Genomic DNA, 25,626 nt, shown 5'->3' with positions numbered 1-25,626 from the left:
GATGGGGAAAAAATTATCTGTGTAAAAACAGTGGGTAGGCGTGATAAGACGCGACAGCGTCGCATCAGGCATCGGCGCACGGCTGTCGGATGCGGCGCGCGACGCATCCGACAATACCTTACTCTTCCATCGCCTGGCGGATCTGATCCAGCGACGCTGGATCATCAATGGTCGTCAGATCCCCCGGATCGCGTCCTTCGCAAATCGCCTGGATCGTGCGGCGCAGCATTTTTCCGGATCGCGTTTTCGGTAATTGCGAGACAAACCAGACATGCGCCGGGCGGCCAAAGTTGCCAATCTGGCTGTCCACCAGCGCCATAATCGCCTTCTCTTGCGAGAGCGCCACGTCGCGGTCTTCCAGACTGTCGCTCTCTTTGGGAATGACAAACGCCACTGCCACCTGCCCTTTCAGCGCATCTTTCACCCCAACCACTGCTACTTCGGCAACGCCCGGATGACTGGAGATACTCTCTTCAATCTCGCGCGTCCCCAACCGATGCCCGGCAACATTAATCACATCATCGGTACGCCCGAGAATAAAGTGATAACCGTCACCGTCGCGGATGCCCCAGTCAAAGGTGGCGTAAACCGGACGGGAAAACAGCGACCAGTAAGTCTTCACAAAGCGGTCATCATCACCCCAGATGGTTTGAATACAGCCCGGCGGCAATGGCCCTTCCACCACCAGCATCCCTTTCTCATTGACGCCGCACGGTTCGCCGGTGACTTCATTGAGCAACTGCACGTTGTAGCCATACATCGGCACGCCTGGGCTTCCCAGACGCGTCGGCCTGTCGTCCAGACCGCGAGCAATCGCCATAATCGGCCAGCCGGATTCAGTCTGCCAGTAGTTGTCGATGACCGGCACATCCAGCGTATTGCTCACCCAACTGGCGGTCGGCTCGTCCAGTGGCTCCCCCGCCAGATAGAGCACTTCCAGCGACGAGAGATCGTGTTTGCGAATTTCAGCGGTAGGGAATTTTTTCAGCACGCGAATGGCGGTCGGCGCCGAGAACATACGGCTAACCTGATATTTCTCGACGATTTTCCACCACACGCCGCAGTCCGGCCAGGTCGGCAATCCTTCGTAAACAATGGTCGCCATCCCCGCCAGCAACGGCGCGTAGACGATATACGAATGCCCCACCACCCAGCCGATATCCGACGCGCAAAAGAACACGCCGCCCGCTTTGCCGCCAAAAATAGTTTCCATCGAGGTCGCCAGCGCCACCGCATATCCGCCGACGTCACGCTGCACACCTTTAGGTTTGCCGGTCGTGCCGGAGGTGTAGAGAATGCAGGAGGTTTCGTTGGATTCCAGCCACGCCACCGGCACCCGCGCGCCGATGTGCTGATGGCGCAACGACGCAAAATCGACATCCCGCCCGCTGACGCGCGCCATTTTCGCCAGCCCGCGATCCACCAGCAAAACATGGCGCGGCTGGTGTTGCGCCTGACTTATCGCATCGTCGAGCAATTTTTTATAGGGAATGATTTTGCCACCGCGCGCCCCGGCATCTGCCGAGACAATCAGCACCGGCCTGGCATCGTCAATCCGCGCCGCCACGCTGTGCGAGGCAAATCCACCAAACACCACCGAGTGAATAGCGCCAATGCGCGCGCAGGCCAGCAACGTAATATGCGCTTCGGCAATCATCGGCATATACACCAGTACCCGATCGCCACGCTGCACGCCCAGCGAGCGCAGCATGGACGCCACCGCGTTCACTTCGTCATACAACTGGCGAAAGGTAAAGGTGCGCTCTTCTTCTGTCTCCGAAGAGACGGCAATCAATGCCAGCGCCTCTGGCTGTTTCTCCAGCCAGCGGTCGATGGCGTTGTGACACAAGTTGGTTCGCCCCTCACAAAACCAACGGGCAAACGGCGGGTTGCTGTGATCAAGCGTTTGCGTAAAGGGCGTCTGCCAGTCAATACGCTGAGCCTGCTCAGCCCAGAACTGCTCCGGTTCGTTAATCGAACGCTGATAAAATTCGCTAAAAGACATAATGCTCTCCTGTTGAACTTACGCCTTACCGCTGTTTGCTTAAATGACGTACAGGTCGAGATACTCATTGACCGGCATCTGTTCGAGGCGAGTTCTGTCGAGAGAAACGTCCAGAATGCGCTGCTGCTGGCGAGTCGGGAACTGGCGCGCGAGGTTGATTTTGAATTTATCGACCAGTTTCGGAATGCCATCCTGACGGCGGCGAGCATGACCAATCGGGTACTCCACCACCACTTCTTCAAAGCGCGTGCCGTCGGTGAACTCAAGGGTAATGGCATTGGCGATAGCGCGTTTTTCCGGGTCGTGGTAGTCAGCGGTAAACGCCGGATCTTCAAAGCAATTGATCTTCTCGCGCAGGGCATCGATACGTTTATCTTGCGCAACCTTGTCTTCGTAATCTGCCGCCGTTAAGCGCCCGAACAGCAGCGGGATCGCCACCATGTACTGAATGCAGTGGTCGCGGTCAGCCGGGTTATTGAGGGGGCCTTTTTTGTCGATGATGCGAATACAGGCTTCGTGGGTGCGAATGGTCACTTTTTCGATATCTGCCGCCGTTTTGCCTGCTGCCTGCATCTGTTCATAGAGCGTCATCGCTGCTTCAACTGCCGTCTGGGAGTGGAACTCCGCCGGGAAGGAGATTTTGAACAGCACATTTTCCATGACGTAGGAACCATACGGGCGCTGGAAGCGGAACGACTCGCCTTTAAAGGAGACGTCGTAGAAGCCCCACACCGGCGCGGTCAGGGCTGATGGGTAACCCATTTCGCCGGTTTTCGCCATCAGCGCCAGACGTACCGCGCGGGATGTGGCATCGCCTGCTGCCCAGGATTTACGTGTGCCGGTGTTCGGCGCATGACGGTAGGTGCGCAGCGACTGACCGTCTACCCACGCCAGCGAAACGGCGTTGAGGATTTCCTCGCGGGTCAGGCCGAGCATTTCTGCGACCACGGCGGTGGAAGCGACTTTCACTAACAGAACGTGGTCGAGGCCGACGCGGTTAAAGGAGTTTTCCAGCGCGATGCAGCCCTGAATTTCATGGGCTTTGATCATTCCGGTCAGCACCTGTTTCATGGTCAACGGCGCTTTGCCGCTGGCGACCGCGTTGCGCGAAAGCCAGTCCGCCGTTGCCAGAATGCCGCCGAGGTTGTCGGAAGGATGCCCCCACTCCGCCGCCAGCCAGGTATCGTTGAAATCGAGCCAACGGATCATTGCGCCGATGTTAAATGCCGCCTGGACGGGGTCGAGCTGAAACTGAGTTCCGGGGACGCGCACGCCGTTGGGTACGACGGTGCCGGGGACAATTGGCCCCAGCAGTTTTTTACAGGCCGGGTATTCAAGGGCTTCAAGACCGCAGCCGAGAGTGTCGAGCAGGCAGTAATGTGCGGTGTCGTAGGCTACTTTGGAGCTGATTTCGTAGTTCATCACGTAATCGACGATATCAACGATTTCACGGTCGAATTCCGGGCGGATGTTGTTGATTTGAGCTGACATTGGGTACGTTTCCTTCGGATTTTTTATAAAGTTAAAGTGGTTATTTTTTTACTCTGTTATCGAGGGTGAGTGTTTGCTTCTGAGCAGGCCTTTCCCCTCACCCTAACCCTCTCCCCAAAGGGGCGAGGGAACTGTTCGTGCACTTGGTCAAAATGGAGCGCGTTTTTCCCCCTCTCCCTTCCAGGGAGAGGGCCGGGGTGAGGGTATATGTCCGCACCTGAGCTGGCCTTCCCCCTCACCCTAACGGGCAAATTGTGCACGCTGTTACCTCCTGCGCCGTTCTTCTTACTGACGCTTATCCAGCGCGACAAACGGGCGGTCTTCCGGCCCAACATAATTGGCGGAAGGACGGATAATTTTGTTGTCCTGACGTTGTTCGATAATGTGCGCCGCCCAGCCGGTGACGCGGGCGATAACAAACAGTGGTGTGAACATCTCTGTGGGAACGCCCATCATGTTGTAGGAAACAGCGGAGAACCAGTCGAGATTGGGGAACATCTTTTTGCTCTCCCACATCACCGTTTCCAGGCGATCGGCAATGTTGTACATCTTCAGCGAGCCGCCTTCCTGCGAGAGCTGCTTCGCCACACGCTTGATCACCTGATGGCGCGGGTCGGCGATGGTATAAACCGGATGGCCAAAACCAATCACCACTTCTTTGTTTTCCACGCGCTTACGGATATCCGCTTCGGCTTCGTCCGGCGTTTCGTAGCGTTGCTGGATCTCCAGCGACACTTCATTCGCCCCGCCGTGTTTCGGCCCGCGCAGTGCGCCGATTGCGCCGATAATGGCTGAGTACATGTCAGAGCCGGTGCCTGCAATCACCCGGCTGGTAAAGGTGGAGGCGTTAAACTCGTGCTCGGCATACAGCACCAGCGAAATTTGCATCGCCTTTTCCCAACTTTGCGATGGCTTTTCGCCATGCAGCAGATGCAGGAAGTGACCGCCGATAGAGTCGTCATCGGTTTCCGGCTGGATGCGTTCGCCGTTGTGGCTGTAGTGATACCAGTAGAGAAGAATCGAACTCAGCGACGCCAACAGTTTGTCGGCAATATCCCGCGCGCCGGAGACGGTGTGCCCTTCTTTTTCCGGCAGCGTGCAGCCGAGCGCGGAAACGCCGGTGCGCATGACATCCATCGGGTGTGACGCCGCCGGTAAGGCTTCCAGCACGGTACGTACGTTAGCCGGTAAACCGCGCAGGGCTTTCAGTTTCGTTTTGTAAGCGGCGAGTTCGTCACGGGTCGGCAGTTTGCCGTGGATCAGCAGATGCGCCACTTCTTCAAATTCGCAATGTTCTGCGAGATCGAGAATATCGTAGCCGCGATAGTGCAGGTCGTTGCCGCTTTTGCCTACGGTACAAAGCGCGGTGTTACCCGCCGGAACGCCAGAAAGTGCCACAGATTTTTTTGGTTTAATGACATGGGTACTGTTTTGCAGGATCGTTGTGTCGCTCATGTTGTCCTCGTCATTGTTATCATTTGTAGGGTCGAGATTGTTGTCGGATGCGACGCCATGCGTCTTATCCGACCTACAGTTCAGTTCACCCCGTAGGCCTGATAAGTCGCGTCAGCGGCGCATCAGGCATCGGTTGTCGAATACAACCAACGGGCGTTTTTTATTTCGCCTGGCTACGGGCAAACAGGTCGTCGAGCTTCTCTTCGTACTGGTAGTAGTTGATGCTTTCGTACAACTCGTTGCGGGTCTGCATGGTGTCGATCACGCTTTTCTGCGTGCCTTCCTGACGCAGGACGTTGTAGACATGTTCAGCGGCGCGGTTCATGGCGCGGAATGCTGAAAGCGGGTAAAGCGCCATTGCGACATGGGCGCTGCGTAATTCATCGGTGGTGAACAGGGGCGTGGCGCCAAATTCGGTAATGTTGGCGAGGATTGGCACCTGCACCGCATCGGCAAACTGGCGGTACATGGCGAGTTCAGTAATAGCCTCCGGGAACAGCATCTCGGCACCGGCTTCAACATAGGCTCGCGCGCGTTCGATCGCGCCGTCCAGACCTTCCACTGCCAGCGCATCGGTGCGCGCCATGATCACAAAATCAGGATCGGTTTTCGCATCCACCGCCGCGCGGATCCGATCAACCATCTCCTCTTTCGAGACGATCGCTTTGTTCGGGCGATGACCGCAGCGTTTCGCGCCGATCTGATCTTCAATATGCAATCCTGCCGCACCGGCTTTAATCATCGATTTCACAGTACGCGCCACGTTAAAGGCCGAAGAGCCAAAGCCGATATCGGCATCAACCAGCAGCGGCAGCGAGCAAACGTCGGTGATACGCCGAATATCGGTCAGCACATCATCAAGGGTAGAAATACCGAGATCGGGTAGCCCCAGCGAACCTGCCGCCACGCCACCACCGGAGAGATAAATCGCCTGATATCCGGCACGCTGCGCCAACAACGCATGGTTGGCGTTAATGGTGCCAACAATTTGCAACGGAGTTTCTTTGGAGAGTGCAGCGCGAAACGCTTTACCTGGAGAGTGTAGAGACATAGCCCATCCTTTGTTATCAACTTGTTATTTTCGTTGATAAACACAAAGCAAGGGCTATGCCACAATTGATAAACTCAAAATAATCAATACATTTCAATTTGTTAACAAAAACACTCTTACTTAATCCGCAAATATGCGTTTCAGTTAACGTTTCAGGCAATGTTTCACCGCGTTTCATTGCAACAATTATGAAACAATACTAAACCCAATATTCGGTTTCTTAATTCTTTGGGGTGCTATGGCACATCCACCACGGCTGAACGACGATAAACCCGTTTTTTGGACGGTATCAGTGACGCGTCTGTTCGAACTGTTTCGCGATATCAGCCTTGAGTTTGATCACCTGGCGAACATAACGCCTATCCAGCTTGGCTTTGAAAAAGCGGTGGCCTACATCCGCAAGAAACTGGCAAGTGAACGCTGCGACGCCATCATCGCCGCTGGCTCTAACGGCGCGTACCTGAAAAGCCGCCTGTCAGTGCCCGTTATTTTGATTAAACCGAGCGGCTTTGATGTGTTACAGGCACTGGCAAAAGCCGGAAAACTCACCTCATCGATTGGCGTCGTTACTTATCAGGAAACCATTCCGGCGCTGGTCGCGTTTCAGAAGACCTTTAATCTGCGCCTCGACCAACGTAGCTATATCACCGAAGAAGACGCACGCGGGCAGATTAACGAGCTAAAAGCTAGCGGCACCGAAGCCGTGGTCGGTGCCGGGCTGATTACAGATCTGGCAGAAGAAGCCGGAATGACCGGAATTTTTATCTATTCCGCTGCCACCGTGCGCCAGGCGTTCAGCGATGCGCTGGATATGACGCGCATGTCTCTAAGGCATAACGCCCAGGACACTACCCGCAACGCCCTGCGTACTCGTTACGTTCTGAGCGATATGCTTGGTCAATCGCCACAGATGGAACAAGTGCGGCAAACCATTTTGCTCTATGCCCGCTCCAGTGCGGCGGTGCTGATTCAGGGAGAAACGGGAACCGGTAAAGAGCTGGCGGCTCAGGCGATACATCGGGAATACTTTGCCCGCCACGATGCGCGACAGGGCAAAAAGTCGCATCCGTTTGTTGCAGTGAACTGCGGAGCGATTGCTGAATCATTGCTGAAAGCGGAGCTGTTTGGCTATGAGGAAGGGGCGTTTACCGGCTCGCGACGCGGAGGCCGCGCCGGGCTGTTTGAAATTGCCCACGGCGGCACGCTGTTTCTTGATGAAATTGGCGAAATGCCGCTGCCTTTGCAGACTCGCCTGCTGCGGGTGCTGGAAGAAAAAGAGGTCACTCGCGTCGGCGGACATCAACCGATTCCGGTAAATGTGCGGGTCATCAGCGCCACCCACTGCAATCTGGAAGAGGATATGCAGCAAGGACGTTTTCGCCGTGATCTGTTTTATCGACTGAGTATTTTACGTCTGCAATTGCCGCCACTGCGCGAGCGGGGTGCGGATATTCTGCCGTTGGCAGAAAGCTTTTTAAAAGTGTCTCTGGCGGCGCTCTCCGCCCCGTTTTCTGCTGCGTTACGCGAGGGGTTAAATACCTGCCAGGTGGTTTTATTGCACTATGAGTAGCCGGGAAATATTCGTGAACTCCGCAATATGATGGAGCGACTGGCGCTATTTTTAAGTGTGGAACCGACGCCGGATTTAACGCCGCAGTTTTTGCAACGGCTACTGCCGGAATTAGCCCACGCGTCGGCGAAAATTACCGCCTCTCCCTTGCTGACACCCCAACAGGCACTGGAGAAATTTAATGGTGATAAAACAGCAGCGGCGAATTATTTAGGCATCAGCCGAACGACGTTCTGGCGGCGGCTGAAAAATTAAATTGCCGGATGCGGTGTGACCCCCTATCCGGCCTACAAAATCATGAATTTCAATATATTGCATTCACCGATAGACGTGCACATCGGGCATATTTACATGGTTTCAGAATTACTTCTTCTTATAAATATTTGCCGTGCCGTGGATCTTATTGTCAGTCTGACCGGAGGTCAGTACCAACACATCAGCACCTTTTTCATCCGCTTTTTTGATTAGATCTTCTTTTGCATCTGCGGTCGACATTTCATTACTTGTTGAAATATCACCTATTTTTTCATATTGCGATTCAACCTTTTCAAATTCCGCTTTAGTCATCAATTCAGCGGCATAGACGTTTGTGACAACAAAAGCTAACGCACCAACTAAGAGCTTAGTTCCAGTTTTCATAGGTGAACTCCATAATGTGTGATTGGCTAATGCCCTGAAGCTAACAGTCATCATCAGGGTTGATTAATAAGTAGTTCAGCGGTTAGGAAAAATCCACAGGAAAAGAGAATATATTTGTATTGTTCTTAATGCGAACCACTCTTGTCCGACTGGTTAATAACTTTCACTGCAATTATCGCTGGTGTTATTTGAATTATTTTTTATAAAAATCTCAAATTTTCACTCTGCCAGATATTCAATATAAAACTTACGCCACCCACATTATTTTTCTGAACAAAAAAAACAAAACAATCTATTGAGTTGATTTTTATAAGCATTATTTGCCTTATCCATTATTAACCTTAAGACGATTTGCCATTATTTTTTAATAATAACATTGAAAAATTCATTCACACCACTTACAAACCACTAAAACCTATCAATGCAATAAACAACTAACACTTTAATAAATTTATGGCATCTAATATTACAGATATTCTCATTTAGCAACTTGTATATTTACGCCTTACAAGGCTTCGGGAAGAAAAACAGTGCAATAAAAACATCTCGCCATTTAAATTTAAGGATGAAAGTGAGTGATATGAAACTAGCAAAACATGCTTTATCAACCCTGGCTATAGCCATTTCAACAATATTATCCACACCCGTATCTCTGGCCGTAACCCCACCCACAGATGAAAATAGCACTGTTGTCATTAATAATGGCGAAGAAGCAAAAGTTATTGCCTCTGAGGGTTATGCTCCCGGATGGAATCATTTTACTTCTTTGAATGTAGGCCAAAACTCTAACGGCTCATTACTCATTGAAAATATTTCACTTATTACTGCTAATGCTACCGTAGGCAATAACTCTGAAGGTTCCCTCACTTTATCCGACCATACCAACTGGCAGTTTGATACCCCTACCTCCAAAATGTATTTGGGTACAAATGAAGGTTCCGGCACCGTATACGTGTTAGAAGGCAGTAAGATAAGTGGCCTGCAGGAACTCAGGATTGGTGAGTATTATGGTGATGCCAAAGGGTTGATGGTTATTGATGGGGAAAACTCATCAGTTTCCTCTAACATTGCTCTTGTTGGCGATCAGGGAACCGGCAATTTACGTATTACTAATGGCGGCACACTCACTACCTCAGCTCAGGTAGCTATTGGATATGCTTATCCAGGCAATGGTACATCAAAAAATCGTAATAGTTATGGCGAGGTTCTGGTTGACGGTAAAAATTCAACATTGAATGCTGAATATGTTTATCTTGGTGGATTCAGCCCAGATGTTGCTTTTAATACTACCGGTATCCTTACCGTTAATAACGGTGCAACAATCAATGCCAATTCGTTTATCTGGGTTACTGTCGCACCTGGCGCCACAGGCGTTTTAAATATTGGTGGTGCGCAAGGTGAGGCTGAACAGCCTGCAGGTTCGATTAATACGCCATTTATTCATTTGGGAGCCGCAGATGCTTCCTCCACATCGGTAGTAAACTTTAATCACTCCAGTACCGATTTTCTCCTGGCCTCACCTATACAGGGAAACGGCCAGGTTAACCAGGTCGGCTCCGGGACGACAACATTATCCGGTATGAATAACTATGCCGGTAATACCTATATAACCAAAGGCAGCCTACGTACGGGTAAAGAGAATACCTTCAGCCCCAACTCCGATTTTATTGTCGACGGTGGTGGACACCTCGATTTAAACGGTTATTCGCAAGCGTTAAAAACGCTGGCGCTGGCTGGAACAGCAACGCTGTCTTCGTATGAACAAGGCCACGAGTTCACGCCGACCACACTGACCATTAACGGCAACTATACTGCCAGTGATGGTTTGTTAGTCATGCATACTGTATTAGGCGATGATAATTCCGCAACGGATAAACTCGTCGTAAAAGGTGATACTTCCGGTAGCACCCGCATCATGGTCAACAATGCGGGCGGCCTGGGCGCGGATACCCTGGAAGGGATAAAAATTGTAGAGGTTGACGGCCTGTCAGAGGGCGTTTTCAGTAAAGAGGGGCGTATTGTTGCCGGTCCCTATGATTACAACGTGACCAAAAGCGACAACCAGAACTGGTTTTTAACCAGTGAAATTCCCGCAGGACCGTATACCCCACCGGAACTGCCTGTAGTCCCGGAACCAGATCCTGAGCCTCCTGTAACACCAGAACCCCCTGTAACACCAGAACCGCCAGTGACACCGGAGCCGCCTGTTACGCCATCTGTTCCGCAGCCGGAAAGAAAGCATCAGTATCGCCCGGAGATTGGCAGCTATGTGGCCAATATTCAGGCGGCAAATACCCTGTTTAATACCCGACTGCATGACCGTCTGGGGGAAACACAATACACCGACCTCCTGACCGGCGAGCAGAAAGTGACCAGTCTGTGGTTACGTAACATTGGCGGACATAACCGCTTTAAGGATCGCTCAGATGAACTGAACACCCAGAGCAACCGTTATGTTCTGCAACTTGGCGGCGATATTGCGCAATGGAGCAGTAATGCTCTCGATCGTTGGCATCTCGGCCTGATGGCTGGCTATGCCAACAGCAAGAGTCACACACATTCCAACCTGACCGGGTACAACTCACGCGGGCAAATCGACGGCTACAGTGTGGGCGTGTATGGCACCTGGTACGCTAACGAAGCAGATAAAACAGGGACTTATGTTGATAGCTGGTTGCTCTATAACTGGTTTGATAACACCGTCTCCGGCGAGTATCTGCCCAGTGAAAAATATCACTCTGACGGTATCACCGCCGCCATTGAAGCGGGTTATACCTTCCGTCTTGGTGAAAGCGCAGATGCCCGCACCAGCTACTGGTTGCAGCCTAAAATGCAACTGACGTGGATGGATGTGAAGGCCGATAATCATACTGAAGACAATGGCACTCTGGTTGAGGACAGCACCGAAGGTAACCTGCAAACGCGTCTGGGGGTGAAAGCGTACCTGCAAGGTCATAATGCTATTGATGATCATAAAGCGCGTTCCTTCCAGCCTTTCGTGGAAGCCAACTGGATTTATAACTCCCGCAATTACAGCGTGAAGATGGATGGCATCAGCGATGAGATCATCGGCACGCGCAATATCGGTGAGTTAAAAGTTGGGGTGGAAGGTCAGCTTAATCCACGTCTGCAACTGTGGGGAAACGTCGCCCAGCAGTTGGGTGACAACGGTTACAGCGATACCCAGGGAATGCTGGGCATGAAATATCTCTTTTAATGCCACTTTGCCGCCCGTCACGTGCGGGTGGCACTCTTTTTAGATCAACGTTCTTTGTGATCGCGCTCGCATTCAGTCATTTTTACTATAAATATGATGAAGTTAATTCAGCTTATTTATGGATGAAATCACTATGGATCCTTTGCACGCCGTTTACCTGACCGTGGGACTGTTCGTCATCACATTTTTTAATCCAGGCGCAAATCTCTTTGTCGTGGTTCAAACCAGTCTGGCTTCCGGCCGTCGTGCGGGCGTACTCACCGGGCTTGGTGTGGCGCTGGGCGACGCCATCTATTCCGGGCTGGGATTGTTTGGGATGGCAACGCTCATTACCCAGTGTGAAGAGGTTTTCTCACTCATTAAAATCGTCGGCGGTGCTTATCTCTTATGGTTTGCCTGGAACAGTATGCGCCGACAATCAACACCACAGATGAGCGCGTTACAGCAGCCCCTTAGTGCCCCCTGGTATGTATTTTTCCGCCGTGGACTCATTACCGATCTCTCTAATCCACAAACAGTTTTATTTTTTATCAGTATCTTCTCAGTGACGTTAAGTGCAGAAACGCCGACCTGGGCGCGTTTAATGGCCTGGGCAGGGATCGTGTTCGCGTCTGTTATCTGGCGTGTATTTCTTAGTCAGGCGTTTTCTTTACCTGCCGTGCGTCGCGCATATGGACGTATGCAGCAGGTCGCCAGTCGGATTATTGGGATGATTATTGGTGTATTCGCGCTACGGCTGATTTATGAAGGGATGACGCGGCAATAAGCTGATGATTGGTAATTAATATGATTGAAAAGTTGGACCGCCATCGAGGCCTCGAACCCCGTACCATACAACAATCCTGGTTGTCGTCTGCTCTTCCTGATGAGCTAATGGCGGTTTTTTGATACGAACCTTACAGCATATTTTCTGTCAGGCCCTGGTGCGATGCATAAGATACAGAAAGTGCCCTACGCAAACATGACGAAATTATGATTTTTTTCATATGAATGTCAACTCATACATTCACAAAATATCTTTGTTGTTCATTAATAAAGCAATAACGAATCCCTGTCGATTTACTCGCCCGGTTATAGCGAAGACAACTCCGCACGCTTTTTTGAGTCTTAGCATCACCCATTGCATTCCCTACGCCTGCGGTGTACCCGCCAGCACCGCTTCAAAATCTGCGGCGGTCAGATCGGTTGCCCCTTTGAGCATATCTCTCGCCAATGCCCGGCGTCGGTTCAGTAATTCATCCAGCGTTTCTTCAAAAGTCATTAACTGGCTATCACGCACCGTCGGATAATAGACGTAAACATCTTTCTGCTGCCCGATACGGTAGGCCCGATCGGTCGCCTGATCTTCCTTCGCCGGATTCCAGCAACGGGTAAAGTGGATGACATGATTTGCTTTTTGGACATTGACGCCAAACCCAACCGCAATGGTGGATAAAATAATGACGTTAAAACCGGGCGTTGACTGAAATGCATCGATCAGGCTCTGACGATTTTGATCGCTGCCAGATTTGGTACTGGTATCACCATTAATAATAAAAGGCTTAAAGCCAAAATGCTGCGCAATCAGATGTTGCAGTTCTCGTTGAATATCGCGCAGTTCCGTAAAAATAATCACTTTGTCATCGGATGACTGGCGAATCGTATTTAATGTCTCCAGCAGCCATTTTACTTTCGGGGCATCGTTCCGTAAGCGCAGATCTGCACTGACGGAATAAGGCCATGCGCAAATAAGTTTCAGGCGATGCAGTAACCCCAGCATACCTGAGCCTCGTTGATCCAGCCCTTCGCTGATCTCCTGTTGGTTTTGCCAGCTTGCAACCGAGTGGGTATAGAGATCCCGTTGCAATGGCAGCATATTCAACTGCTTACAGCGTTGATCTTCAATCTTATCCGGCAGGTCTTTCGCCACTTCTTCTTTGGTGCGGCGCAGCGTCTGCGGTTCTATTAATTTACGTAGCGATTCGAGGACAGCATTATCATTCTGTTGCTCAATGGGGCGCAGATAATCTTTACCAAAATTATTTAAAGCCCCCAACAAACCAGGCTGAACGAAGTCAAATAAACACCACAGATCGACAAGGGTATTTTCGACTGGTGTCCCGGTACATGCGACTTTAAATTGTGCCTGAATGGCTTTTGCCGATTGGGTAATTAATGCCGCCGGATTTTTAATTTTCTGCGCTTCGTCGCACACCATTATGGACCAGGGTTGGCGAGCCAGCGAAAATTCCTGATCGCGCAACGTCTCATAGGTGGTAAGAACAATATGCGCGTCCCCCACCCAGTCACTTTGCAGTAAGTTCTTAATCCCCTTACTTTTAAGCGCCTGAGGAATGCTCTCTTTCGCGCATTTCTTCGCCTTAAGTTCATTACCGTAGAGTTTTAAAATCGACACCTGCTCGCGCAGGAAGAAATTCCCAACCTCACGCTCCCAGTTATCGAGTAACGACACCGGAGCAACGATCAGCGAAGGAGGCGCATCCGGGAAACGTTCACGGTGCCAGATGAGAAAAGTTAGAATCTGTAAGGTTTTACCCAGCCCCATATCGTCTGCCAGTAAACATCCCGCCGTCTCGGTTGGCGACTTTAGATACAACTGCTGGAGCCACGCTACCCCTTTACGCTGGTGTTCACGTAGCTGAATGGACGTTTTGAGGATCATCGGTAGTTCGACTTCTGCCTGATGTGCACCGAGCAAAGAGTCCCGCCGTTGTTTAACATACAGCGCCTGCTCGATATTTTGTTCTATCAGCAGAACGGCGCGACTGACCGGCTCACTATTGACACCATCATTTGTTTCGCCATCGATTTTCTTTTTCCATTTATCGTGGAAAATTTCTGCTTCTTCACGGGGCAAAAGGTTGTCGTTCCAGGGCATGGCGACTTCCGGCGCATCCGTGGCTTTTGCCTCTTCCAGCCGCTCTTCCAGTTCCTGAAAATGTTGATGATTATCGAGATCCCAGCCAGAGAACATGGCCTCGCACATCTCTTGCGCAAGGTTCTCTGGAAGCCATTTTTCACTTTCACTTTTGACCAGATAAGGCGAACTTATTTTTTCAAATTCACCGATCCCGATAACCCGGTCGCTGTATTTGTTCAGATCGAGGACGTGGGTAAAATTCATTCCCGCCGCCTGGTGCTGCCAGTTTTCAAGCAATGCCTGATAACCTTGCAGTTCTTCCTGGCTGAATCTGGAAAGCTCCAGATCGTAACCCTGCCAGACTCCGGCGGGCAGTTGTGCCGCTAACTTTTGCTCCAGTTCAGAAAGCAACGCCGCCAGTTCACCAGGTCGTTTAAAGATATAGGTTTCATCCGCCACAGATTGCTCAGTTCTGGGACTGAGAAGAAGCGTTACCGACGCAATTTGCCTGTTTTCATCAATCTGCGGTTCCAGGCGGAAATCATAAAAGTAGATCCCGGCGTCCTGTAAATTCTGCTCATAAACGTCAGGATCGAGCACCTGGCTCGCCTCTTCACCAATCCAGGTGTAGGGGTTGCGAACAAATGAGAGCGCATCATCCCCCGCCACGCGACGCCCTGTAATAGCGTGTACGGAGGTCAGAACGTCTTTGACTTCAGGAGAAAGAATGACATGGTTTAAGACACCATCGTCCCCTAAAACACGGTAACGATCCTGCACCTGTTGCGTGCGGTCAAAACTCTGTAACCAGTTGGCAGGCTGCTCATCAAAAACAGGTTCAATTTCCAGCACCGGAGTATCCACCACCAGCGATTTCCGCAGTTTTAACTGCAACGATTCCGGCCTGATGACGATCGTTTTCGCGAGATAGTCATCCAGTTTTGCCCCTGCTTTTTTGGCCTGCCGCCGTATTTTGGCCCAACTGGTTTGGTTGACCGTTTCGCCCGGCGTCTGTCGCTGCTGCAACCTGAGTTGCTGTAGTGCGTCCAGAAGTTGCCAGTTCTCTTCACTTAACACAAAGGTGCCTTCCGCAGAGGAAAAGCTGGCGCCTGTGCAAGTTATCTCAACAGGGCGATAGTCGTCAGGCAGGGTCCATTTATCAATGAAAACGCGAAAAGTGTCATCGCTAATGCTTCCTGTTGCAGCAAGATGAGCCGTCAGATTGCGCTGTGGGGGAAAAGCGAAAATCGCCAGGCTGCTGGCATAGTCGTCATTTTTCCGGATGCGGTAAAAATCATCCCAACCAAGAAACCAGCAATCAGACCAGTGAGAAACATAATCTTCCTCATGAAGCTGTTCCAGGCATGAGGCGACAGGCCAGTTATCTTCGCTATCGGCAAGACTAAAGGGGAAAGCAAAACCCTCTTCTTTCATCACATACAACGGCACAAATGAAGCGGGTAGTGAGGTATTCTCTTTAATAAATTTACCCAACAATTTTTTGAACACTATTTGCTCCAGTAAGTAAATTTACCCAGCACCGGTTTAAACCCAAGGCTGAGTAATTTTTGTGCCGCTTCATGGTCAGGTTCATTGAACTGAATGTGGATTGCGCCCCCCAGCCCTCGTTTATCCATCACTTTGCAATCGACCGAACGAATAATCTCCCGGATTTGCTGTTCCCGGCCAGGGAGCTCTTTTTTGGCTTTTAACGAGGAGGCGATGATTTTGATTTGCTCTTCCCGGTCTGACTTTACATCACTGACTTCATGTTCAGGTAACGATGCAGGTTCAGGCCGACTCACGGTCTTTGACGCATTGAAGCGAGAGATATCCAAAGTGACAGAGGACTGATTTATATCTTCCGCAACGTAATCAATACCCAGCTTACGAAGTTCTTCATCATATCGGCTCATCCACCCCTCAATTCGGTTGAGTGAGTAGAGAAATACCGGCGATAAATGCGGTAAACGCAACCGGACTTTACGGCGGTTATTCCGCTTATCTTTCAGATCATAATCAATATCAAGAATGCCGGTTTCCGGATTAAAAGGCGCATTCCCCATATGGTAGGCATACATCGCCCCCACTTTCGAAAATTCGACAAACAGATAATCGCCAATGCGCATAATCATGGCATTGTTATCGCGTGAACCAGAACCTTGCAGGCGGCTTAATCGCCCTGCGTTTTTCGCCCTGAATTCAACATAATCGGCATCTTTGGATCGCAGTGCATCTTCGCCCAGCACAATGCGCGTATAGCTCATTTGATTAGCAAAACGTAGCCAGTAGAACAGGCGCGCATGGTCAACATCCCGATTGCCTTTCAGCAATTCAAAGAACAGTTTCAGGTCGTCTTTGGCGAACCATCCTTGCACCATCAGTAATACGGGATTTTCAACGTGAACCTGCCAGCTTTTATTACGGCTGGTTAACTGCGGATTTCCCCAATATTCCAGGGCTAATTGCTTGAGTTCGAAATGCGTTTGATGTTTAAAAGCTGACTGATAATAACGGGTCAGCGTGGCTGCCAGAATATTATCTTTAAACCGCGTAAGCTGGCGGCTTAAGGCGATAAGAGAATTAATTTTCTGCTGAAAATCATCGTCAGTCAGGCAAAAAATCTCATTGACCAGGTGGTTAACAATTTTGCGCCATAACCAGCTGGTTTGCGGAATTTGCGCGACTTTCTCCAGCACCGAAATATCCGTGATTTCTCCACGCCCAAGCTGTTGTCCGAGAAGAAAACCTGCATTATCGGTAAAAATATCGCTATAGGTGTCAATGACCGACATCCAGGACATCTGACGCGGCGCACTCTCTTTTAGCTGCTGAAAGCCGCGAGCAATCTGCGTGCGTAGCTGAAGCCACTGTGGATTCTTTTCCGGCGTATCGTTGGAATGACCAAAGTAGCTGGTACATAACGCCAGCCATTCGCGGCGTGTTAACCGCTGCTGCGCAATTTTTTGTTCAATTTCAGCGATAATCCTCGCGAAGTTTGTTGCATCATCAATCAATGCAATTTCAAACAGATCGCCTTCTGCCACGTCATTAAGGCCAAAAAAAATCATCTTCCACTCGAAGGGCCCTGGCATCTCCCCCGCACGCAGTCGGGCAATGGCCTGACGGCGTTTCTCCAGAGGGGGAACCATCTGCACTGCGCGAGCATCTACCTTCCTCTCAAGTTGCGCGATAACGCGCTGAAGATAGTGAAAAGCGTGACTTACCGTCGGCTGCACGTTCTGCTCCCGGTAGGGCAGCAAACGGGTTTTCAGTTTTTCAATAGCGGAAGTCATTACATGGCTCCCAACTGACAGGTTTCCTGACTAATGCCAGGAACAACATCCATGCTTTCGTCGTGCTTTTTGTCTTTCAGGCCAAAGAATTGCATCCGCAGTTCTACGCGACGGCTGGCTTCTTTACTCTCTTTCGCATTGTTGAACGAAACCCCGCCCGCCAGAAATAATTTGCGGATCTGGACTTGCTGTTCCGGGGTTATTTTTTGCTGTAGCGCGCTTCTGCTATCCAGCAAACTGCACATCACCCATTCCGAGCGTTGCAACGAAAGGTGCAAGTTATAGAGATAAGAACCGTCGGTATCCGTAAAACCTTCTATAACAATTTGCTTAAACCATTTTTTGCCTTCATCGCTATTTGCCGCCTCCAGCACTAACGGCACCACATCCTGTAGCGCCTGCAATCCTTCGGCGTTAAGCGCAAAGCGATTGTGCTCAAAACGCCCGGCTTCACCAAAGCTGATACGGTTGTCATGACAATCAACCTGAATCGTCTTGTTGAGATTTTTCGCCTGAAGCTCAAGTTTTTCACACAGGCGAGCGATATCATGCCCGCGCGATTTCTCCCCCGCTTCCGCCTGCTGGATCCGCTGCGTAACAGAGCTAAGTGACGCCACCATCACCACCAGAAACAGCACCATCATGGCGGTCATCAGGTCTGCATAGGAGATCCAGAAGGGTTTTTCCGCTTCATCGCTGCGCCGTTGCCTGCCATTAAATACCCGGTTAAACATCAGCCTGTTCCTTACGCGCGACGATGACGGAGTACTGTTTCCAGCGTATCCACGCTTTCACCGATAATCTCAACCGAAGAACTTAAGGCTCCCGCCGCTTTCGTCAGTTGCGTATCCATCTCTTGCAGTGAACGATTCAGGCCGTTTTCCACTCCGGTCGTAAAGGATTCAAAACTGGTTCCCATTACCTCGGCAATGTTATGCAGGAACTCCTGAGCCTCACGGTTATATTGTTGCAGGCGTTCAGAGTACGCTTTCAGATCGTCAACAAAACGGCTGCGCGATGATTGTTCATCATGGCTACGGTTAATCAGCGTTTCGAGTGCCGTTATGGCATTCGCCACGACTTCGCGGGTATTACGATAATCAGCAATCAATGCCCCCAACTCCGCGCTGGCACTGGAAAGCGTGCGTCCCGCCTGTTGCGTGCCATTGAGCACCTCGGCGGTCAACTGATTAGCCTCGGCGACACGATCGCCCGCAGCTTCAAAGCGGTCGGCAGCCACGCGCATTTTATCGGCTCCTGTTTGTATCTCTTCCAGATGGCGCGTGGTGTTTTTCGCCATCCGTTGCAGCAGCTCGCCTGAAGCCGATTGCTGTTCACGCAGCATCTGCATCAGCGACTCAACCTGACTTTCAAGCTGACCAATGATTCGCTGCGCTTCCTGTTGTAACGCACTCTGCGCTGATTGCTGTTGCTGGCTGAGCGACTTCTGGCCTTCTTCCAGTTGCCCAAACAGGTTGCCAAGTTGGCTACCCAGGTGATCGATACCGCTGGTCATTTTTTCTCGCAGGGCATCCTGACCGGAATGCATGGTTTGCTGTAACGACGTCATAAACTGTTGTTGTTGCTCAGCCGCCGCCTGCTCACGTGCTTCGCTACGTGCCAGAAGCTGCTGAGTCTCTTCATGCAGCACGCGTTGCCCCTGTTCCTGAGTCTGGCTCATCTGTTTTTGCCCGGACTCCAGCTGGCTGAATACGCCCGCCAGGTTTTGCGTCAGCGTTTCGACACCTTTGCTCATATTGCCCATCAGCAGATTTTGCGCCTGATTTTGCTGCTGATTAAGTTGCTGCTGACCATTTTCCAGCTGTGCAAAGAGCGTCGCCATATGGCTGCCAAGCGTATCAACGGAAGCTGCCATTTTCTCCATGGTTTCATTTTGCCCTTGCTGAACACTGGACTGGATAGCCTCAATAAACGCGCGCATCTGTTCCGCCATCGCTTTTTCACGCGCTTCGCTGTCGGCAAAGATTTTTTCCAGTTGTTGCGCCATCCGTTCGCCCGCGCCTTCGCCTTCTGCGCCAATACGGGCAACGGACTCCTGCAAGCTGCGCAGCATCTCATTCATCCCTGCCTGCATCTCCTGCTGACCGCTTTTCATTTCACTTAACAGTTGAGAGATCAGTTGCGCGCTGCCCTGACGTGAGTCATCCCCGGCCTGACGCATATCCTGCAACAACGTTGAGAAGCCGCTTTGCATAGACTGAATGGCTTCCACTGAACGCCCCATCATCTCCTGCATGGTGGTGAACTGCTGACCAAAGGTGTTATCCATTTTGCTCATAAAGGCGGTCAGGACGTTCTCCAGCATCGACTGCACACGATGACTCTGATCGCCGGAGGCGGTTTGCACCACGCCAGCAATTTTATCCAGCGGATTTTTCAGGCTGGTTTCGATAGCGCCACTAACCTGTTCAGCAAACTGTTGGCCTGACTCGCGGTATGTTGTTGATAATGTCTCTGCCAGCTTTTGATTTTCCCGCATCTGGCTATCCACCAGATTTTGCAGCATTTCGCGCAGGTCAGTGACCAGACCATCCTTAAGTTGCCGCGCATGGGTGGTGTTTTCTTTAGTACTGGAAAGAAGTTGCGAAAGGTAATCTTCACCGACGCCGCCTTCAAAAAGCTGGTCAATGCTGGCGGTAAGGAGTTCAAGGTTTTTATAGCATTGCGCCAGTCGCCATTTTTCAAACATGGTGACCAGAATGGAAAACGTAATAGCAAACGCCGAACCTAAAAACGCATACAGAACGTCGCGTAAAAGGTTAGCAACGCTGGCGCTGACCTGTTCTGGCGTGCTGGGGTCAAAATGGTGCAAACCAATCATCAATCCCGAAAAGGTGCCGATGATCCCAATTCCGGTCAGGATGCCTGGAAGATGTTTAAACGCTTCCGTATAGAGAGGAATTTCGACTAATAACGGTTCCGTAAACCATGCTGACGCTGGAGCCGTTGAACGAATGGCGCTAATTTTTTTTTGCCCGCTATTTTCATCAAACTCAAACTGGCGATGTAGAGACTCTTTAAATTCGCTCCAGGGGTGCGCAAAAAATTTATCAGAGAATAACGCGTCTAATTTTTCGAGTTGTTGTGCCGGTTTTTCATTGCCAAGTCCCCGAATTGCTTTCGCTTTTTGTTTAAAGCGCGCTGAAACCCTAAATGAAGGAATCGCGTAACGGACAATGAAACCCAGCAACAAAACCCCAACCACAATAGCGACATAAATCGGCACATTTTCTGGATTAACAGAGGTTAACGTGTCGAGGAACGAAGTCAGCGAAAACATCTAAATACCTTGAGTGAAGGAAAAGAAATTTGCAGGGCGGAACATCACCAGCAAGGAAAAAAATCGCCCGCTCATTATAGGAAAAGTCTCGATTTTTACATCAATAAAACGTTATATATCTCACAAAAACATTGATCACGCGCATACGTAAGAAATTTAAATCGCTTGGTAAAAATAATTCACAGAATTTATGCTTTATGCCACAAAGATTGGGGATTTTATTTTTTCGCCGCCAGACTTACGTATGAAACTTTTTCATGGGGCGCGCTGCTTCTAATAACGTCCAGTCACTATTCAACGAGACAATTAAATGAGTGAGATTGACATTAAGGGCGATGAAACGCTGGTTGCTCTGCTACTGAACGCCGACAAAAACGATATCGATCTACTGATTGATTACATTACCCCAGACGGAAAATTTAATTTTTCCCAGTCTGACCGCGTTAAAAAGGCCTTGCGCGATGGTAAAAATAGCGAAGCTATTGATGAGGAAACATTGCGTTTGCTGATTCGCGAACTGCAACATTTTGGCGGTAACACCGTGATTAATCTGTTCCGAGGCAATGGCGTTAGCTATAGCGAAATTGTTGACGATGTTGCCAGCCATCTGAAAATTAAAGTCGCGAAAAATGCCCCGGTAAAAGAAAAAGAATCACTGATTATTGATGCCGTTTTCGCTTCATCCTGGAACAAAATGTCAGATGACGATCGCCGTCAGCTTCTCCGCGATATGGGAATTAACACCAGTATCAGCCTGGATAAGCTGTCACGTATGGAGCTGCCACTTTTGCAACGTGCGGCAATGGTAGCAAGCGGTCTGGCGCAGATCGCCACGGGGAAGGCACTACCGTTAATTGCGGGTCTGGGGATAGGTCGCGTGTTGGGCGTTCTCACCGGTCCTGTCGGGTTAGCCCTCACCGGCTTATATACCGCTTATGATATTTCCAACCCGGCGTTCCGAATCACCTTGCCCTGTGTGGTGCAAATTGCCTGGATTCGCTTAAAAAATTCCCGCCATCACCGTCTGAGCGAATCGGTATCATCAACGACAATTTCAACCGCAAACTATGACAATCGCTGGGTGTTTGAAAATGAAAAGTCGCAGCGCGTTTTAACTGTATCGTCTATCGCTTTAAATAAAATTACCCATCCCGACACTCTGGTACGGCATGACATTACTGAAATTTCACGGTTAGGCCCACTCTTACAGACGCTTCCTTCGCTCGCCACCGCCGCCCATATTGCCAGTCATCACTATATGGAAGTTATTATTGATGGCGCACTGGCGAAAGTGAAAGATGGCTCGGGATATCGTGGCTTCAGCCTCGGGGAAAAAGGGATTAAAGCGCACGCAGTTTTGCTGAACCCTGACAAACTGAATCAATTGGTCAATGCCGGCATATTACTGAATGTCGCCTCGGCGATACTGGCGCAAAAACATCTGGCAGATATCAGCAACAAACTAACGCAGATAATTGAAACTATTCGGGAGATTTCTGCATTCCAGAACAATGCCCGCAAATCTGAAATTGTCGGCGCTATTCAGTATTTACAGCAAATCACGCCTGTCGTCATTGAGGGGCAATCTTCGCCAGAAATACGGCAAATACTTGAAGCTATCGAAAAGGATTTTTCAACGCTCCAGGATCATCTGCTGACGGATATTGCCTTTGCTGGCGAGAAGGTAGCCTCTATAAATGACGGCAGTTTTTTCAGTAGCGCAACAATCACCAGTAAAATTCAGGCGCAACAAAAAATTATCGAAGAACGGACGATGGAGTGGGATTTAGCGATGAAGGTACGCGGGCAAGCATTGCATCTGGTCAGCCATAGTGAGGGTCAGACGATGCTGGTAGAGCGCCGCCAGCAGGCTATAGAACATCATTACGCGCAGTTCGATACGGTTATCAGCAAGGTAGAAAAACAATTACAGTCACGAATTGATAGCATCAGCGCCGTAGCGGAACAGGCGAATACCACCAGCGCCAATAAAGTCATTTTGCGAAAATGGTGCAATAACCGCTTAATGCCGCAAAAAGTCGCAATTAAGGAAGCTAGCCAGGCGTTCGATCAATTCCAACAAAATATGCTGGACAAGCCGTTGCAGACCAGCCGCATGTTGGTGGAAATGAAAGACGGTAAACCAGTGAAGTGTTATGCGTTGCCGGATGCTTAAGGCGGCTCGCAATATTTGCGGTGTGGTTAGCGGTGTCATTCATAATTTCTCCGGCTCAGGAGAATCAAGGCTAACAACCTCGTATTCAGGCTGCCCCACTCCCTGGGGCTATAAATCTCTTACGACTCACCGTTGCAGACATTTCAAATGAATATCACCCTGCCACACGCCCCCACACCAGTTGCCCTTTATGGAACGTTGCCGTGCGCGGTGAAATACGCGCGACCGCCTCGGCAGAACAGGAGGCATCCACCAGCACAAAGCTGGCGTCATCCTGTGCTTTGGGCCAGACGCGTTCGCCTTTTTCGTTGAGCGGCAATACATCGCCAGTGGCTAAAAACAGCGAGCGGGAGAGGTTCTGTTCGTTAGGACGAATATAGAGCTGCGCGTACAGATTGGCTTTTTCCAGCATGTCGCCCAGGCCGTAAGGCGACCAGTGGTCGATAACGCTGTCGGTGCCGGTCATCACTTTTACACCTTTGTCGTGTAGCTGTTTGAGCGGCATATGCAGCGTGCCAATCGGCACCGTCGAGGCGATAGAAATTTGCTGCGCCGCCATGCGGTTTGCCAGTTCCTCCACCTGTTGCTCGTTAAGCGTTGCCAGCGCAAAAGCGTGGCTGATGGTCAGCTTGCCTTTAAGCTGCGGCGTTTTCTCTACCGTTTCAACCATATAATTGATGGCCGCCACGCCCGCTGGCGTGGTTTCGTGCAGGTGAATATCGACGCCTTTGTCGTAGTCCAGCGCAATCTGGAACATGGTGTCGAGGGATTTTTCCATCGCGCCATCAACACTGGTCGGGTCCAGCCCGCCGACGTAATGCGCCCCCGCCTGCATCGCTTCGCGCATCAAAGGCTCCGATTTCGACAGCAGCAAACCGTGCTGCGGGAAGGCGACAATTTCACACTCGAAGCCCGCCTGACGTCGCGCCAGCACCGCCTGCAAATTTTGCAGATTTTTCAGACCGGATACCGGTTCGATATTGCAGTGGCTGCGGGCAATAGTGGTGCCTTTCGACTGCAATAAATCGATCAGTTTTTCCGCCCGCTCCTGCGTGTAGGGTTGCAGCTCCGGCAGCATTTTTTGCTCGAGCTTAATCATGTCCTGGATAGTGGTGCCTGCCGGGCGATTGAGCGAGCGCCACGGCCCGCCGTAAAAGGTTTTGTCGAGATGAATATGCATGTCGCGGGTGGTGGGCAGCATCAACTTACCGCCAGCGTCATAGTGCGGCAGCGTGGCGTCCGGATGCTGCTTGTTCTCGCGCAGCGCAACAATTTTGCCGTCCTGAATTTCCACGGTCTGGCGCGTCGTGCGGGTCTGCACCGCCACACCGTTTTCGTAATCAAAACCGGTTTCCAGCAGCACATTGTCGAGATAGTAGTGCGGGTCAGTGATTTTCATGGTGTTATTCGCTTCGCAGTTTGTGGTGCCAGAAACCGCCGCATGGGCGAGCGGCACAGACGTACCAAACAGCGCGGCGGCGGTGACCATCTTACCGCTCTGGCTCAAAAACTCACGGCGGCTATTGCTTTCTTTCATCTTACGTCCTTACGTTTTAATAATATGAGTGCCCGTTTCACCGCGCAGCGCCGCTGGCAGGCATTCCGGCGTGGTGATAATCACTTCTTTGCCGCCCTGCTCCAGGAACGTCAGGCTGGCGATGATTTTTGGCAACATGCTGCCAGGCGGGAAATGCCCTTCCTGCATATAGCGGGTCATGGTGGCAATATCTACCCGATCCAGCGCCTGCTGCTGCGGCTTGCCAAAGTGAATGCACACCTTTTCCACGCCGGTGGTGATCACCAGAATGTCGGCATGAATTTCACGCGCCAGTAGCGCGGTGGAGAGATCTTTGTCGATAACCGCGTCCACGCTTTGGTAATCCCCCGCTTCACTGCGCACCACCGGAATGCCGCCACCGCCCGCGCCAATCACCACAAAGCCTTGTTGGATCAGCGCCTTAATGGCCGGTGCTTCGACAATACGTTTCGGTTCCGGCGAGGCGACAACCCGGCGATAGCCCCGTCCGGCATCTTCAACAAAACGCCAGTCAGGGTTTGCCTTTTGTAATTCGTCACGCTGACTTTCACTGAAGAATGCGCCAATGGGTTTGGTGGGATGGGCAAACCCCGGATCGTTTTTATCCACTTCCACCTGAGTCACCACGGTGACGGCTTTTTTCTCGCCGTGGCGCGCCAGCCGGTTGTTCAGCGCCTGTTGGATCAGGTAGCCAATGCCGCCTTGCGTATCCGCCACACAGTTCGCCAGCGGCGTTAAGGGCAGCCCTTCGCGCTCGTGGGCAATCTCCGCGCGGCGTAAATCCAGCCCGACCTGCGGCCCGTTACCGTGGGTCAGCACAATGTCGTAATCGGAAGCCAGCATTTCCAGCACCGTATCGGCGACGGCTTTCACCGCCTCCGCCTGATGCTCAATCGACTGGCTGGCGTTATCTTTGATAATGCTGTTGCCACCAATGGCAACGACCACAAGTTCTTTCATGTTGTTATGTCCGCTACAGAGGGTGATGGGGTTATGACCAACGCCAGACTGCCTGATGCGCTACGCTT

The 25,626-nt window shown here is 50.9% G+C and carries 14 protein-coding genes and 1 pseudogene; 4 read left to right on the top strand and 11 right to left on the bottom strand.

What is annotated here, in order from left to right:
• Positions 1-118: 118 nt before the first annotated feature.
• The 4 genes from prpE to prpB all read right to left on the bottom strand — a co-directional run bounded on the left by prpE (position 119) and on the right by prpB (position 6,002).
• The gene (prpE, locus tag WC5_RS10260) at positions 119-2,005 is read right to left on the bottom strand and encodes a propionate--CoA ligase (protein ID WP_000010246.1); all 1,887 of its coding nucleotides are present in this window, start codon (positions 2,003-2,005) and stop codon (positions 119-121) included.
• A 39-nt stretch (positions 2,006-2,044) separates the two neighbouring features.
• Positions 2,045-3,496: a 2-methylcitrate dehydratase gene (gene prpD / locus WC5_RS10265; protein WP_001275871.1), complete on the bottom strand. Its 1,452-nt coding sequence runs from the start codon at positions 3,494-3,496 to the stop codon at positions 2,045-2,047.
• A gap of 285 nt (positions 3,497-3,781) precedes the next feature.
• Positions 3,782-4,951, bottom strand: a complete 1,170-nt coding sequence (gene prpC / locus WC5_RS10270) for a bifunctional 2-methylcitrate synthase/citrate synthase (RefSeq protein ID WP_001285921.1) — start codon at positions 4,949-4,951, stop codon at positions 3,782-3,784.
• A 160-nt stretch (positions 4,952-5,111) separates the two neighbouring features.
• Positions 5,112-6,002: a methylisocitrate lyase gene (gene prpB, locus WC5_RS10275; RefSeq protein WP_000052181.1), complete on the bottom strand. Its 891-nt coding sequence runs from the start codon at positions 6,000-6,002 to the stop codon at positions 5,112-5,114.
• A 238-nt stretch (positions 6,003-6,240) separates the two neighbouring features.
• Between prpB and prpR the strand changes: the two are divergent.
• Positions 6,241-7,827 (top strand): annotated as a pseudogene (gene prpR / locus WC5_RS10280) (propionate catabolism operon regulatory protein PrpR).
• Between the two features lie 108 nt (positions 7,828-7,935).
• On the opposite strand, the gene yahO reads toward prpR, so the two are convergent.
• Positions 7,936-8,211 carry a DUF1471 family periplasmic protein YahO gene (yahO, locus tag WC5_RS10290; protein ID WP_000848012.1) on the bottom strand — a complete coding sequence of 92 codons (276 nt, stop codon included), beginning with the start codon at positions 8,209-8,211 and terminating at the stop codon, positions 7,936-7,938.
• Between the two features lie 571 nt (positions 8,212-8,782).
• On the opposite strand from yahO, the gene WC5_RS24850 reads away from it, so the two are divergent.
• Together WC5_RS24850 and WC5_RS10295 are read left to right on the top strand one after the other, a co-directional pair.
• Positions 8,783-11,428 carry an autotransporter outer membrane beta-barrel domain-containing protein gene (locus tag WC5_RS24850; RefSeq protein WP_016231595.1) on the top strand — a complete coding sequence of 882 codons (2,646 nt, stop codon included), beginning with the start codon at positions 8,783-8,785 and terminating at the stop codon, positions 11,426-11,428.
• 133 nt (positions 11,429-11,561) lie between these two features.
• A complete protein-coding gene (locus WC5_RS10295) occupies positions 11,562-12,194 on the top strand; it encodes a LysE family transporter (RefSeq protein WP_000371334.1) in 633 nt (210 codons plus the stop codon).
• A 363-nt stretch (positions 12,195-12,557) separates the two neighbouring features.
• Here WC5_RS10295 and zorD read toward each other — a convergent pair whose 3' ends face one another.
• Genes zorD through zorA1 form a run of 4 tightly spaced genes read right to left on the bottom strand, consistent with a single transcriptional unit; the run spans position 12,558 to position 20,885 of the window.
• Positions 12,558-15,797 (bottom strand): type I Zorya anti-phage system protein ZorD, encoded by a 3,240-nt coding sequence (zorD, locus tag WC5_RS10300; RefSeq protein ID WP_000473722.1) that lies wholly within the window; start codon positions 15,795-15,797, stop codon positions 12,558-12,560.
• On the bottom strand, positions 15,797-17,584 hold the full coding sequence (gene zorC / locus WC5_RS10305; RefSeq protein WP_000199508.1) for a type I Zorya anti-phage system protein ZorC: 1,788 nt from the start codon (positions 17,582-17,584) through the stop codon (positions 15,797-15,799). Before zorC ends, zorD begins: the two co-directional genes overlap by 1 nt.
• The gene (gene zorB1, locus WC5_RS10310) at positions 17,584-18,318 is read right to left on the bottom strand and encodes a type I Zorya anti-phage system protein ZorB1 (RefSeq protein WP_000483325.1); all 735 of its coding nucleotides are present in this window, start codon (positions 18,316-18,318) and stop codon (positions 17,584-17,586) included. Before zorB1 ends, zorC begins: the two co-directional genes overlap by 1 nt.
• Before the next feature lie 11 nt (positions 18,319-18,329).
• Positions 18,330-20,885 (bottom strand): type I Zorya anti-phage system protein ZorA1, encoded by a 2,556-nt coding sequence (gene zorA1 / locus WC5_RS10315; protein WP_000492262.1) that lies wholly within the window; start codon positions 20,883-20,885, stop codon positions 18,330-18,332.
• A gap of 310 nt (positions 20,886-21,195) precedes the next feature.
• On the opposite strand from zorA1, the gene WC5_RS10320 reads away from it, so the two are divergent.
• Positions 21,196-23,061, top strand: coding sequence for a YaaW family protein (locus WC5_RS10320; RefSeq protein ID WP_001289338.1), 1,866 nt, complete (start codon positions 21,196-21,198; stop codon positions 23,059-23,061).
• 154 nt (positions 23,062-23,215) lie between these two features.
• On the opposite strand, the gene WC5_RS10325 is transcribed toward WC5_RS10320, so the two are convergent.
• Together WC5_RS10325 and WC5_RS10330 are read right to left on the bottom strand one after the other, a co-directional pair.
• Complete coding sequence (locus tag WC5_RS10325) at positions 23,216-24,598, bottom strand: amidohydrolase family protein (protein ID WP_000665147.1); 1,383 nt, start codon at positions 24,596-24,598, stop codon at positions 23,216-23,218.
• Between the two features lie 9 nt (positions 24,599-24,607).
• Positions 24,608-25,558: a carbamate kinase family protein gene (locus WC5_RS10330; RefSeq protein WP_000661631.1), complete on the bottom strand. Its 951-nt coding sequence runs from the start codon at positions 25,556-25,558 to the stop codon at positions 24,608-24,610.
• Positions 25,559-25,626: the final 68 nt, after the last annotated feature.

The sequence above is a fragment of the Escherichia sp. KTE114 genome, assembly GCF_000407765.1.
GTDB lineage: Bacteria > Pseudomonadota > Gammaproteobacteria > Enterobacterales > Enterobacteriaceae > Escherichia > Escherichia ruysiae.
The sequence above is the reverse complement of the archived record's forward strand: the minus strand, read 5'-3'. Positions and strand labels throughout refer to the sequence as shown.

Bases quoted from the DNA above. Each gene is read 5' to 3' on its own strand.
- prpE (WP_000010246.1), bottom strand. From the start codon at position 2,005: ATGTCTTTTAGCGAATTTTATCAGCGTTCGATTAACGAACCGGAGCAG.
- prpD (WP_001275871.1), bottom strand. From the start codon at position 3,496: ATGTCAGCTCAAATCAACAACATCCGCCCGGAATTCGACCGTGAAATC.
- prpC (WP_001285921.1), bottom strand. From the start codon at position 4,951: ATGAGCGACACAACGATCCTGCAAAACAGTACCCATGTCATTAAACCA.
- prpB (WP_000052181.1), bottom strand. From the start codon at position 6,002: ATGTCTCTACACTCTCCAGGTAAAGCGTTTCGCGCTGCACTCTCCAAA.
- yahO (WP_000848012.1), bottom strand. From the start codon at position 8,211: ATGAAAACTGGAACTAAGCTCTTAGTTGGTGCGTTAGCTTTTGTTGTC.
- WC5_RS10295 (WP_000371334.1), top strand. From the start codon at position 11,562: ATGGATCCTTTGCACGCCGTTTACCTGACCGTGGGACTGTTCGTCATC.
- zorC (WP_000199508.1), bottom strand. From the start codon at position 17,584: ATGACTTCCGCTATTGAAAAACTGAAAACCCGTTTGCTGCCCTACCGG.
- zorB1 (WP_000483325.1), bottom strand. From the start codon at position 18,318: ATGTTTAACCGGGTATTTAATGGCAGGCAACGGCGCAGCGATGAAGCG.
- zorA1 (WP_000492262.1), bottom strand. From the start codon at position 20,885: ATGTTTTCGCTGACTTCGTTCCTCGACACGTTAACCTCTGTTAATCCA.
- WC5_RS10320 (WP_001289338.1), top strand. From the start codon at position 21,196: ATGAGTGAGATTGACATTAAGGGCGATGAAACGCTGGTTGCTCTGCTA.
- WC5_RS10325 (WP_000665147.1), bottom strand. From the start codon at position 24,598: ATGAAAGAAAGCAATAGCCGCCGTGAGTTTTTGAGCCAGAGCGGTAAG.
- WC5_RS10330 (WP_000661631.1), bottom strand. From the start codon at position 25,558: ATGAAAGAACTTGTGGTCGTTGCCATTGGTGGCAACAGCATTATCAAA.